12 protein-coding genes and 3 tRNA genes are annotated in these 12,417 nt (G+C 64.6%); 9 read left to right on the plus strand and 6 right to left on the minus strand.

From position 1 onward, the window contains the following. Positions 1–86: 86 nt before the first annotated feature. The 3 genes from hpnI (at position 87) to C7401_RS42265 (ending at position 3,289) form a co-directional block, all read left to right on the plus strand. Positions 87–1,352 carry a bacteriohopanetetrol glucosamine biosynthesis glycosyltransferase HpnI gene (gene hpnI, locus C7401_RS42255; protein WP_112178007.1) on the plus strand — a complete coding sequence of 422 codons (1,266 nt, stop codon included), beginning with the start codon at positions 87–89 and terminating at the stop codon, positions 1,350–1,352. A 59-nt stretch (positions 1,353–1,411) separates the two neighbouring features. After that, positions 1,412–2,404, plus strand: coding sequence for a lysylphosphatidylglycerol synthase domain-containing protein (locus C7401_RS42260; protein WP_112178008.1), 993 nt, complete (start codon positions 1,412–1,414; stop codon positions 2,402–2,404). Positions 2,405–2,500: 96 nt separating this feature from the next. Next, a complete protein-coding gene (locus C7401_RS42265; protein WP_112178009.1) occupies positions 2,501–3,289 on the plus strand; it encodes a metallophosphoesterase in 789 nt (262 codons plus the stop codon). Positions 3,290–3,414: 125 nt separating this feature from the next. On the opposite strand, the gene C7401_RS42270 is transcribed toward C7401_RS42265, so the two are convergent. The 4 genes from C7401_RS42270 to C7401_RS42285 form a co-directional block, all read right to left on the minus strand. Further along, a tRNA-Thr gene (locus tag C7401_RS42270) sits at positions 3,415–3,489 on the minus strand. 10 nt (positions 3,490–3,499) lie between these two features. Further along, positions 3,500–3,575: transfer RNA gene (locus tag C7401_RS42275), tRNA-Gly, on the minus strand. Positions 3,576–3,580: 5 nt separating this feature from the next. Further along, positions 3,581–3,656 (minus strand) — tRNA-Asn (locus tag C7401_RS42280). A gap of 328 nt (positions 3,657–3,984) precedes the next feature. Further along, positions 3,985–4,767: an alpha/beta fold hydrolase gene (locus tag C7401_RS42285; protein WP_258397458.1), complete on the minus strand. Its 783-nt coding sequence runs from the start codon at positions 4,765–4,767 to the stop codon at positions 3,985–3,987. Between the two features lie 132 nt (positions 4,768–4,899). On the opposite strand from C7401_RS42285, the gene C7401_RS42290 reads away from it, so the two are divergent. The 5 genes from C7401_RS42290 (at position 4,900) to C7401_RS45885 (ending at position 8,612) form a co-directional block, all read left to right on the plus strand. After that, positions 4,900–5,619 (plus strand): pyridoxamine 5'-phosphate oxidase family protein, encoded by a 720-nt coding sequence (locus C7401_RS42290; RefSeq protein ID WP_112178011.1) that lies wholly within the window; start codon positions 4,900–4,902, stop codon positions 5,617–5,619. Positions 5,620–5,721: 102 nt separating this feature from the next. Next, positions 5,722–7,011, plus strand: coding sequence for an NAD(P)/FAD-dependent oxidoreductase (locus C7401_RS42295; RefSeq protein WP_112178012.1), 1,290 nt, complete (start codon positions 5,722–5,724; stop codon positions 7,009–7,011). Between the two features lie 13 nt (positions 7,012–7,024). Further along, entirely contained in the window at positions 7,025–7,579 is a 555-nt protein-coding gene (locus C7401_RS42300) for a helix-turn-helix domain-containing protein (RefSeq protein WP_112178013.1), read from the plus strand. Between the two features lie 567 nt (positions 7,580–8,146). Continuing rightward, positions 8,147–8,425: an HU family DNA-binding protein gene (locus C7401_RS42305; protein WP_028207645.1), complete on the plus strand. Its 279-nt coding sequence runs from the start codon at positions 8,147–8,149 to the stop codon at positions 8,423–8,425. A 61-nt stretch (positions 8,426–8,486) separates the two neighbouring features. Further along, the gene (locus tag C7401_RS45885; RefSeq protein WP_258397459.1) at positions 8,487–8,612 is read left to right on the plus strand and encodes a hypothetical protein; all 126 of its coding nucleotides are present in this window, start codon (positions 8,487–8,489) and stop codon (positions 8,610–8,612) included. A 135-nt stretch (positions 8,613–8,747) separates the two neighbouring features. Here the strand turns inward: C7401_RS45885 and C7401_RS42310 are convergent, their stop codons facing one another. Together C7401_RS42310 and C7401_RS42315 are read right to left on the minus strand one after the other, a co-directional pair. Next, positions 8,748–10,250, minus strand: a complete 1,503-nt coding sequence (locus tag C7401_RS42310; RefSeq protein WP_224040069.1) for a sensor domain-containing diguanylate cyclase — start codon at positions 10,248–10,250, stop codon at positions 8,748–8,750. A 334-nt stretch (positions 10,251–10,584) separates the two neighbouring features. Beyond that, the gene (locus tag C7401_RS42315) at positions 10,585–10,962 is read right to left on the minus strand and encodes a DUF427 domain-containing protein (protein WP_112178015.1); all 378 of its coding nucleotides are present in this window, start codon (positions 10,960–10,962) and stop codon (positions 10,585–10,587) included. Positions 10,963–11,263: 301 nt separating this feature from the next. On the opposite strand from C7401_RS42315, the gene ssuD reads away from it, so the two are divergent. After that, positions 11,264–12,409, plus strand: coding sequence for an FMNH2-dependent alkanesulfonate monooxygenase (ssuD, locus tag C7401_RS42320; RefSeq protein WP_112178016.1), 1,146 nt, complete (start codon positions 11,264–11,266; stop codon positions 12,407–12,409). The last annotated feature ends 8 nt before the right edge of the window (positions 12,410–12,417 follow it).

Genomic DNA, 12,417 nt, shown 5'->3' on the forward strand with positions numbered 1-12,417 from the left:
GAGATGCTCATGAGCTGGGACATGATGAAGCGGCGTCTGCGCGAAGGCGTGGAGTTCTTCCGCTTCCTGCGCGCGCACGAGGCATGATGGACCGCGCGCGCGCGAAGGGGCGAACGGGCGGCATCGTTGCGATGGCCGTGATCGCGATCGCCGTCGTTCTGGCGGCGATCGAAATGGTTCATCTGGAGTTGCCGGGCTTCGCGCACGTGATTCCCGCTGTGCTTGCCTTCGTGTGCGCGCTATGCGCCGTGGTCGGCATTGTTTATACCTGTACGGCCAGCGCGCTGGTCGGCCGCTTCTTCGCGCGCGAAGTGGCGGTGCCGCGCGAGTTTCCGGCGGTCACGCTCGCCAAGCCGCTGCACGGCGACGAATGGCAACTGGAGCAGCATCTCGCGAGTTTCTTCGAGCAGGACTATCCTGGACAAGTCCAGTATCTCTTCGGTGTTCACGACTCCTGCGACGAAGCGCTACGCGCCGTCGATCGCTTGCGCGTGCGTTATCCCGATGCGAACATCACGGTCGTGGCCGATGCGCGACTCTACGGGCCCAACCGCAAGATCGCGAATCTCGTGAACATGCTCGAACAGGCCGAGCATGACGTGCTGTGCTTCGCCGATAGCGACGTGCACGTCGATCGAGACTATCTTCGCCATGTCGTCGGGGCGTTGCAGCAGCCCGGCGTCGGGCTCGTCACGACCGTTTATCGCGGCCTGTGCGCGCCCGGCTTCTGGCCGCGCGTGGCGGCGTCGCTCACCAACTATCATTTCCTGCCCGGCGTCGTCACGGGGCTCGCGATCGGTCGCGCGCGGCCGTGCTTCGGCCAGTCCATCGCCATGACGCGGGAGATGCTGGAGCGCATCGGCGGGCTTGCGCAGTTCTCGCATCATCTCGCCGAAGACCATGCGGTGGGCGAAGCGGTGCGCCGCGCCGGCGCCGAGGTTTCGATTCCGCCCATCCTCGTGCGCCACGCCTGCGTGGAAAACACCTTTACCAAGCTGTTCGCGCACGAGCTGCGCTGGAGCCGCACTGTTCGCGCGGCGGATCGCTCGGGGCATCTCGGCGCGGTGCTCATGCATCCGTTTGCGCTCGCCATGCTTGCCGTGGCGTTCTCGGGCGGCGCGACGCCCGCGTGGATTCTCGCCGCCGTCGCGCTGTCCGCTCGCGCGTGGCTCATCTGGCAGACCGACCGGGCGACCGGCGACAAGACGAGCAGCCTGCTATCCTTGCCCCTTTGCGAAATGGTGCAGTTCGCGATCTATGTCGCGAGCTTTTGCTCGTCAGGCGTCGTCTGGCGCGGCACGCGTTTTCGCGTTGACAGGAACGGCATGCTTTCGCCGGTACACGAGACCTGAGTTTTACGGCAGATGAGGAAGACAATGAGACGGGAGCATCCATCAGAGAGCACCCGCAGATGAAGCACATGGGACGTATCGCTGCACTGTGCGGTTTTGCGATCGCCGTGTGGCTCGTATGGCGCGATCATCCCGCCGCCGTGCTGCAACTGCTGCGAGGCGCGGGCATGGGCCTCGTGCTGGCGGCCAGCGCGCATATCCTGCCGATGTGCGCGAACGCGTGGGACTGGCGCAGCCTCATTCGCCCCGCGCAGCGCCCGACCTTCGCGACCATGCTCAAGCTCGTATGGATACGCGAGTCGATCAACGGGTTGCTGCCCGTCGCGCGTATTGGCGGCGAGATCGTGTCGTTCCGGCTGATGGGGCGCGCGGGCGTGCGGCCGGCCACGGCGGTGGCGAGCCTCGTCGTGGACACGCAGCTCACGCTCATCAGCCAGCTCGTATTCGCGCTGGTCGCGGCCGGTTATCTGCTGGAGCATTCGTCGTCCGATACGGCGCGCTTCGTGGGCCGGCTCGCGTGGGCCATCGCGGCGCTCGCGCCGGTGCTGGTGCTCTTTGCGCTCGTGCAGCATGCGCGGCCCTTCGAGCGCGCGGCGCGCACGCTCAACCATCTCACGAGCGGCAAGGTGGTCGATCTGGTGGGCAAGTCCGCGCGCGTCGATCAATCGGTCAAGCTCATCTGGCGGCAGACCGGCGTGGTCGTGCGCTATCTGCTCATCTGGCAGACGCTGCAATGCCTCGGCTATGCGCTGGAAATCTGGATCGCGCTGCGCGTGCTCGGCACGGACGCGACGTTCATGGACGCGTTCGTGATCGAAGCGCTCATCCAGATGCTGAGCAGCATCGCGTTTCTGATTCCCGCCAATCTCGGCGTGCAGGAGGGTGGCTTCGTGCTGCTCGGCGGTCTGCTGGGCTTCGATGCACCCACCTGCCTCGCACTGGCCGGTGCGCGCCGTGTGCGCGATCTGCTGTTCTATTTGCCCGGCCTCCTCGCCTGGCAGGCGGCCGAATACGGTTGGCCCTCGAAGGGACGCGCAGGCGGCGTTCAGTGAAGGCGGTGCGTGCGCTTTGCATCCGAAGCGCACGCGCCCATGACTTCATCGCCTGATTTCAATAAAAGCGCTTAAACAAAGGCAGTCCCAGGAATCATGCGCGTACAGATTGCGTCCGATCTGCACCTCGATGCATTTCAATCCCGTTTTCCGCAGCGCCCGCTGCTGGAGGCGGCCGCTGGCGCTGACCTGCTCGTGCTCGCCGGGGATATTCACATCGGCGCGGGCGCTGTGGATGCCTTTGCCGACTGGCCTGTGCCGGTCGTTTATGTGAGCGGCAATCATGAAGCGTACGGAGGCGAGTACGCGCAGGTCGTGGCCGCTATCGAGCAACGCTCGGCGGGCACCCAGGTTCACTACCTTGAACGTCGCGCGATCGCTTTCGGCGACACGCGTTTTCTTGGCTGCTGCTTGTGGACCGACTACGAGCTTTATGGCGATCGCGTTCGCAGCATGGACTATGCGCGCAAGGTGAATTCGGATCACGCTGCGATTCGCGCGCGGGGCGGCGATGCATTCGGCCCTGAAGAGGCGTTGGCCGAGCATCGGCGCGCGGTGGCCTGGCTGGAGGCGGAACTGGCGAAGCCCTTCGATGGCAAGACCGTGGTGGTGACGCACCACGGCGTGTCGCCGGACTCGATTCATCCACGCTTTGATGGCCATCCGGTCAATCCGGGCTTTCTCAGCGACCTGCGCCGCCTGCTGCCGCGTGCGGATCTCTGGATCCACGGCCACGTGCACGACTCATTCGATTATCGCCATGGCAACGCGCGCGTTATCGCCAATCCGCGTGGCTATGCGTTGAATCTCGCGTCGGCGCAAGGCGCGGAGCAATTGCAATGGGAGAACGCTGCGTTCGATCCGGCGTGTGTCGTCGAGCCGTGAGTGCCACGAGGCGACGCAAAGACGTGATGCGCTGAGCAGGGAAAGCAGGGAAGGGATGACGCGTTGACCAGAACGGCTACGCGGCGGCATGCACTGGCTTGAAGCGATGCTGCCAGTGGTGCTGATGGTGCCCATGGGCAGGATCGAACTGCCGACCTCTCCCTTACCAAGGGAGTGCTCTACCACTGAGCCACATGGGCGAAAACTGACTGGAGCGGGAGACGAGTCTCGAACTCGCGACCTCAACCTTGGCAAGGTTGCGCTCTACCAACTGAGCTACTCCCGCATGCCTGGCTCCCCGACCTGGGCTCGAACCAGGGACCTACGGATTAACAGTCCGGCGCTCTACCGACTGAGCTATCGGGGAATCAAGGAGGCCGGATTGTACAGGAGAATTTTCGGATGTACAGCTTTTTCGTGACAAATCGTTTCGCCGGCGTTTTGCGAGCGTTTTGGGTGTGCCCGGGTGGGCATGGCGATGGCCTGGAATGCTTGTTGTCGAGCGGAAAGCGGGGTGAGGAGGGAGATGCGGCCGGGCATCCGAAGGTCATGCGGAATTCCAACATTATAGTGTTAATGTCAAAATTAATAGGCCATGAGTTAGATATTTGACGGTTTACGTTGTATTACCTTTGATTTGGGGCATGCAAGATGACAACGAAGCGGCTCCCGGCTCGCTTCAACGCGAAGTATCGCTACGCACTCAACGGGAGGAGTCTGCTGATGGCGGCGGCCAATGCGTCAGGATTGTCGTACGCGATCATGTGTTCGGCGTTGGCGACGAGTTCGACCGTGCAGCCCGCCTGCTCGAATTTCGCGATTTCATCGCTCGTAGCCGTATCGGAAAGGATCACGCCTTTTGTTGCGCTCAGATTCGCAAGCGCGTTGAGCCACTCGCTCGCATTGTCATCGAGTGCGGAGCGCGCCCAGTGATAAACGGCATACGGCGACGCGACGGGAAATGGCCCCAGCCAGGCGTCATTGCCGCCTTGCGCCTTCAATTGCGCCAGGAGTTGCGAAGAGCCGCCATCAACGAATTCGTCTTCGCTCATGGCCGTGAAGGACGAGAGCATGCTGACGCCGTAATCCGTCAGACCGGGTTGACACAAAATGAGCGTGTCGACCTGTGCAGGCAAGCGCTGCGCCAGTTTCAAGGCGATGAACGCGCCGGCGCTATGACCAAACAGGCTCACCTTCGCGAGTCCTTGCCCGGTCACGAATCCAGAGAGCACGTCGGCTTGCGCATCGGACGTGTATTGGCCGTCTTCCGGCTTGTCACTGAAGCCCGATCCCATGAGATCGACGAGTAGCGATCTGGGTTTTGAATAGGCAACGGAAGCAATGACCGGTGGATAGTCGCTGCTCGAAGCGCATCCCAGTCCGTGAATATAAAGAAGCGGATCGAACGTCTCCGTCGCGGCATGGAGATCGAAATAGCGCAATACGTTGCCTCGATCGTCAACACTGAATGTATTCACACGCGCTCCCTTGCAAATGGCGAAATGTTCGTGTGGCCCCACCGACTGCGCTCGCCTTGGATCTACCTATGGAGCCACACTTTCTCTATCGTAACCGGCATCCCAACCCCGAACCTTGAGGAAGAAAAGGTCATGTCCTTCGCCGATGCCGTGAACGAGGCCGCCGCCGATACCGTGAACGAACCCGCCGCCGCGCCGTCGCAACGCACCCGTGTGCGCCGCGTGGCGCAACGCGCGCACTACGACGCGGCCACGCTGCATGCGATTCTCGACGAAGCCTATGTCTGCCATGTCGCGTTCTCCGACGAGCACGGCGTGCATTGCATCCCCACCGCATGCTGGCGCGAGGGCGATCATCTCTACATTCACGGCTCGAATGGCAGCCGCATGCTGCGGCTCGCGGCCGAAGGCGCTCAGGTGTGCGTGACCGTGACGCACCTGGATGGCCTCGTGCTCGCGCGCTCGGCCTTCAATCACTCGATGAACTATCGCTCCGCCGTGATCTACGGCGTGTTCGAGACCGTGGAAGAGGCGCACAAGGCGGCTGTGCTCGACACCTTCATGGAGCACATCGCGCCGGGCCGCAGGCACGAAGTGCGCGCGGGCAATCGCAAGGAACTGGCCGCGACCACGGTCATGCGCATCGCGCTCGCGGAATCGGTCACGAAGATCCGCACGGGCGGCCCGAAGGACGACGAAGAGGATATGGACCGCGCAGTCTGGGCGGGCGTCTTGCCCTTGACGCTTGCGCCGTTGCCGCCGGTGGCCGATTCCGCCACTCCGCAGCGGGACGCTCCCGCCTACGTGGCGGCATGGGCGAACCGTGCGCAGGGCGACGAAACCGCAGGCTAAACGGCGCCTCTCGCGCTATCGGGATTGCGCCAATTTGCGCGCGTGAAATTGTCGTGCTAATTTTTCATGAAATTTAGCCGGCATTTATTCACGGACGCGCGCATGTACGCCGAATCGACTCGCCATATCGACAGCTATTACGCACGCAACTGGCCGGGCGCGCTGCCCGAACGCTCCGCGCTGGCCGGCGACCTCGATGTCGATGTGGTGGTCGTCGGCGCGGGTTTCAGTGGTTTGCACACGGCCTTGCGGCTCGCGCTGGCGGGCCGCCGCGTGGCGGTCCTGGAGGCGAGCCGCGTGGCGTGGGCCGCGTCGGGGCGCAACGGCGGCCAGGCGCTGCCCGGCTGGTCGTGCGACATGCCGCCGTTCGAGCGGGCGCTGGGCGTGGCGGGCGCACGGGCGCTGTGGGACAGCATGCGCTGGGCGGCTGGCGAAGTGCGCGAGTTGCCGGGGCGGCACGGTTTCGATATCGACTATCGGCCGGGCAGCTTGTGGGCGGCGGTGAAGGCCGCGCGGGTCGGCATGCTCGAAGCCGCGCGCGACGAGGCGGCGCACAAGTGGGGCTACGACAGGCTGCGCTTCATTCCCGAGGCCGAGATGCCCGAATGGATCGGCAGCCGCCGTTATCGCGCGGCGCTCTACGATCCCGAGGCCGGGCATCTCGATCCGCTCAAGCTCGCGTTCGGTCTTGCCGCCGCCATCGAACGCGCGGGCGGCGCGATTTTCGAACAGAGCCGCGTGCTCGCCTGGCGCGAAACGCAAAGCGGCTATACGGTGAGCACGCGCGAGGGCGCGGTGCGCGCCGCCACGCTGGTGCTCGCCTGCAACGCCTATATCGACCGGCTCGACAGCGAACTAGCGAGCCGGGTGCTGCCGGTGGGCACCTGGCAGATCGCGACGCACCGCCTCGATCCCGATCTCGCCCACTCGCTCCTGCCACGCAACAGTTGCGTGATCGACAATCAGTTCGTGCCCGACTACTTTCGCCTGAGCCCCGATCATCGACTGCTGTTTGGCGGCGCATGCACCTATCTGGGCGGCATTCCCAAGGACATCGGCGCGGCGATCCGGCCCAGTCTCGAACGCGCATTTCCGCAGTTGCGCGGCGTCGGTTTCGAGTACGCATGGGGCGGTCATATCGACATCAGCATCCGCCGCACGCCCGATGTGGGCCACGAGCGCGATCGATACTGGTTACAGGGGTTTTCCGGTCACGGCATTCTGCCCACGCTCGCGGCGGCGCGCGCCGTGGCCGATGCCATCCTCGGCGAGACGCGCTTGCTCTCGCTCTACGAGCGCCTTCATAATCCGCGCTTTCCGGGCGGCGAGCGGCTCGCCGCGCCGCTGGAGGCGCTCGGCAAGCTGTGGTATCGCCTGCGCGACGTCGTGTGACGGAGATTCCCGCATGGACAGGCAGGACGAAATAGAAGGCCTCGCGATCCTGATTCGCGACCTGCGCAAGCACAAGAAGGTGACGCTCGCGGACCTCGCGAAAAAGATCGGGCGCTCGGTCGGCTTTCTTTCGCAGGTCGAGCGCGGTCTTTCGCAACCCACGGTGGCCGACCTCACGGCTATCGGCGAGGCGCTGCAAACGCCCACCACGTACTTCTACAGCGTGAGCATGCCGCGCGCGCTGCCCTGGGTCACGCGGCCGGGCGAGCGGCGCACGCTCTACTATGGCGGCGGCATCACGGACGTGCTGGTTTCGCCGAGCATGTCCTCGGGTTTTTCGATGCTGGAGAGCCGGCTCGACCCTGGCGCGACGAGCGGAGAGCGCCCCGTGGACGACAGCGACGAGCAGGGCGGCTTCGTGCTCGAAGGCGAGCTCACGATCTGGCTGGACGATGACGAGCCGGTGACGCTGCGCCCCAACGACAGTTTCCAGTTGCCTGCGCGCCGACGTTTTCGCTATGCCAACCTCACCGAGGAACCGGCACGCGTGCTGTGGGTGTTTACGTGAGCCGGAATGCACGGCCCTGCATCAATGATCAGCATGACTGATCAATCGTGCGGTAAGCGATGAAACGCCGTTCTGCGCGCATGGGTTCAAGGTGAGACGCGCGCGCGCCGTCCCGCGTTGCTCAATCGAAAGGCGCGATCACGCTTTCGTCAGTCGCCGTGCCGCTGGCTGGCCCCCGGCCATAAGCCAGCCACGCAAAGCGCAAAAAATTGCCTTCCCAACCGGCCCGGCGTTTTTTCCGTTAAAGGCGGTTAAAGGAATCGAGATCAAAGATTACTGCCGATTTCCGCAATTGAGCGGCTTCATCTGCACGAATCATTCCCGCGCCCAATCTACCGTAAAGCCGAAGATTTGTCGTTTTTGTGCATTTTTGCCAATTTTTTACGCGGTTTTGTCTACACACTGTCTTCGTGTTGTGCTATTCATTCGCCTTTCGCCATCACTCGGGCGAAAGGCCAAACACGCGCCGGACGGGCCGCCAACGCGTTTCCATATGCAACGCGATTTGCCTGTTTCGCGCGCGTGAGGTAGGGTATGCAGGTTTTCTCAACTCAACACAGGTAGCAGATGAACAAACAGGAACTCATTGACGCAGTCGCCGCAAGCACGGGCGAGACCAAGGCAGCCACCGGCGCAGCCATCGACGCGATCCTCGACGTCGTCACGCGTGCGGTCACCTCGGGTGATTCCGTGCAGCTCGTCGGCTTCGGCTCGTTCTCGACTGGCCAGCGTGCCGCCCGCGTGGGCCGCAACCCGGCTACGGGCGCGGAGATCCAGATTGCCGCCGCGAAGACGGTGAAGTTCACCGCTGGCAAGGCATTCAAGGACGCCGTCAACGCGTCGTGATGCAAAGTCCGCCGTCATGGCGGACGCGCGAGCCGGCGGGCCACGCTGTGGGTCACACACCGTGAGTCACGCGGTGGTCGGCTTGCCGGTGCGCGCGTCGGGCGGCGCGGCCATTGGCCGTGCAGCACCGCATCACGCCAGGGCGGTGGCCCGCATTCGGGCGAGCGGCGTCGAGCCGCTCGCCTGAGTGCGAGAGACGGGAGCGCGAGGCTCCCGGCAAGTCGGCATGGTCACATGCCAGCCGGTATTTTTTTTCCCGCCTGTCTCGCGTTCTGCGAATTACGTTCTCCAAAGCAGTTGTCCAAAGCGCTTCCATGCGCCTTCACACGTCACGCGCCGTGTCGGCTTGCATCGACGCGCGGCTGCTTTCGTTGCGGCGGCGTTTGGCCTCGTACATCGCGGCGTCGGCTTCGCGCATCATGGCCTCCACGCTCTCGCCTTCTTCGCAGGTCGCAATACCGATTGAAAAGCTCAGTTTCGGACCGCCATAGAACTGGTTGTTGAGATCAACGAGTTTCGTGATGCTGTCCGCGACCATCTCGACATTGTGCTCGTCGGCTCCGGGCATCAGCACCGCGAACTCGTCGCCGCCGATGCGCGCCGCCTGATACGGCTTCTGGATCGCCTTCGCGAGCACTTCACCCGCGCGGCGCAGCAACGCATCGCCGGCTGCGTGGCCGAGCTGGTCGTTCACCGTCTTCAGGTTGTCCATGTCGACGACGATCGCGCTCACCGGGAACGGCCCCTTGCGCTGCAACCGGTTGAGTTCGTCCACATAGAACGAGCGGTTCTTGAGCTTGGTGAGCACGTCGTGCTTGCCGAGGAATTCGAGGTACGCCTCGGCCTTCTTGCGCGCCGTGATGTCGGTGAGCGCGAGCAGCACGAGATCCCACTGTGCCTCGTGACCGGGAAACACCGAGAATTGCAGGTGCACATTGAGCTCGCTGCCGTCGAGCGCATAATTCACGACCTCGCGCTGCTGAAAGAGGCGGCCCTCCCACAGATCGAGCAACTGCTCGCGGAAATGCGGGCGCATTTCGTCGCGGAACACGTCGGGCAGGCGCGAGAGCAGCGTGGCTTTATCCGGTGCGCGGAACATGCCGAGCGTGTAGTGATTCACGTCGAGCACCTCGATCTCGCTCATGCAGCGCTCGACGAATTCGGGGTGTACGTCGGTGAAGGTGCGAAAGTCGATGATGCCTTGCTCGCGCACCTCGTTGAGCAACTCGCGAATCGCCGAGAAGTTTTCGACCCACAGCGAAACGGGCGCGTGCTCGAAAACACCGAGCGCATATTGTTCGCTCGCGTGCGCGCGATGCCGCGCCTCCTCCAGCGCCGAAACGTCTTCGATCGCCACGAGCACGCGGCTCCAGTCGGCTTCGTGTCCGGGCAGGATCACGCCGCGCAGCAGGATGTCCATGCGCCGCCCGGCGAGTGTGTAGTTCACGCTCTTGCTCTCGAAGGTGGCGTTGCCGGTCCACATCTGTTCGAGCTCGCCCACGTGGGCCTGGAACATGTCGTCGCGCAGCACCTGGGAAAGATGTGCCGCGAGTTCTTCGTAGTCGCGCGCGCCGTACAGGTCGAGCGTATGCCGGTTGACCTTGAGCACGCGGATGCAGGCGGAGCACTCGGCCACGCGGCGCGGGTCTGCTTCGAGGAACTGGCGCAGGTTGGTGACGCCCGCCGCGCGCCAGCGCTCGAAGAGCGCGCGTAGCTGGCTATAGTCTTCGAGCCACAACGAAGTGGGCGTCACGTCGAAGAAGTCGAGCAGATCGACGCCCATGTTGGCGAAACTGGCTGCGTTGGCCGGGGTGCCTTGTTGCATGTCGGTTGGATGTAAGGGAGCGGTGCGCTGCGGCGTCAGGCCGTGCGGATAACCGAATCCTGGCACACCTTGGGGCCTGTGTGAGCGTCGAGGCGGCAGATGGAGCGATGTTGCAGCGGCGCGCGCAGCCGATGAAGCGTCCAGCGATCCATTCTGGATAACGGCAGATTGCGGGCGCAACTGTAGGATGGCGGCCCGCGCCGCCTGCGCTTAGGCATGAATGCGTTCATCATCGCGCGCGTCAGCGAGGAACGGCTTTAACGGCCGCATTGGCACGCTGGTACGCTGGCACGCGCGAAGCGATCGCGCGACAGTCTGGAACGACGCTTCGCCTTCAGTCGAACGTTTCGATCGAATCGACGCGCTCCGGGTAGAACGCGAGATGCGCCTTGATCGCGGCCACCGCGGGGTGCGGCATTTCGTAGCTCCAGATCGCGTTCACCGCACGCTCGCCGCCCGGCGTGATCGAGTAATAGGACGCTTCGCCCTTGTACGGGCACCAGCTCGTGTGCGGGGTGCGGGCGAACAGCGTCATGTCCGCGTCCTCGCGCGGCACATAGAACACGGCGGGATAGTTCGCCTCGCGCAGCGTGAGCGCGCGGCGCGTGTCGGCCACGACGCGCCCGCCTGCCTTCACCACCACGCGGGCGTGCGCGGGTTCTATCGTGATCGGATGATCGGGGCCGGGAATCTTGACGGTTCGGGTGTCCATGCGTGGACTCCTTTTCGCTGGGTACCGCGTGGGCTGAACCGGCGCGCCATGCGCGAGCGGCGCGGCGCCGCCGGGTGTGCGATCCAGTTTAGGCCACGGTTCGTTTTCGCGTGCGGCGCGTCGCGGCGGCGCGCGCATAGCCGAAAACGTCATATGCAATTGCCGATTAACTGGTAGGGGAATGCGCCCCTGGCTGTTCCAATGTGCGAGCACCCGCCCGACGCACGGGCGGCGGAAGCCGCGCGATAGCGCCATATGCGCCCGCGCTGCGCGTCCTTATTCACCCGCAGCAGGATCATTGATGAGTCTCGACATTTTCTGGTTCTTGCCGACCTCGGGCGACACCCGCTACCTCGGCAAATCCGATTTCGGCCGCGCGCCGACCAACGCGTATATGCGCCAGATCGCCGTGACGGCCGAAGAACTCGGCTATGACGGCCTGCTCATTCCCACCGGCAGCAGTTGCCTCGACCCGTGGGTGACGGCGGCGAGCCTCGCGCCGGTCACGCACCGAATCAAGCTGCTCGTGGCGCTGCGCACGTCGCTGGGCGGCCCGACCGCTTCGGCGCGCCAGGCGGCCACGCTCGATCAGGCGTTGAACGGCCGCCTGCTGCTCAATGTCGTGCCGGGCGGCGACGCCACCGAGCTGGCTGCCGACGGCGTGTTCCTCGGCCACGACGAGCGCTACGAAGCCGCCGACGAGTTCCTCACCATCTGGCGCGATCTGCTGCGCGGCGAGACGGTGAACTTCGAGGGCAAGCATCTGCGCGTGGAAGGCGCGCAGAACTTCCACGCGCCGGTGCAGACGCCGTATCCGCCGCTGTACTTCGGCGGCTCGTCGCCGGCCGCGCACGAGCTGGCGGCCAGGCACGTGGATGCGTATCTCACCTGGGGCGAGCCGCCCGAGGCCGTGGCGCAAAAGTTCGCCGACATTCGCGCGCGGGCGGCGCGCCACGGCCGCACGCTCAAGCTCGGCGTGCGCCTGCATGTGATCGTGCGTGAGACCAACGAAGAAGCCTGGGCCGCCGCCGACCGACTGATCAGCAAGCTCGACGACGACGACATCCGCCGCGCCCAGGAGAACTACGCGCGCATGGATTCGGTGGGCCAGCGCCGCATGGCCGAACTGCACGGCGGCCGCCGCGACAAGCTCGAAGTCAGCCCGAACCTGTGGGCCGGCGTGGGTCTGGTGCGCGGCGGCGCGGGCACGGCGCTCGTGGGCGACCCGCAGACGGTGGCGCTGCGGCTCAAGGAATACGTCGACGCGGGCGCGGACAGCTTCGTGCTTTCCGGCTATCCGCACCTGGAAGAGGCGATCCGCTTCGCCGAGCTCGTGTTCCCGCTGCTGCCGGGCAAAAAGCCGGTGACGCTGCGCGACCAGACCTTGACTGGCGGGGCGTTCGACGTGCGCGCGCACGAGCGCGGCCAGGAGGCCGTGCGCGCCTGAGCGCCTGA

Origin of the sequence: Paraburkholderia unamae (assembly GCF_003268775.1) — a bacterium.
In the GTDB taxonomy this organism is placed as follows: domain Bacteria; phylum Pseudomonadota; class Gammaproteobacteria; order Burkholderiales; family Burkholderiaceae; genus Paraburkholderia; species Paraburkholderia unamae.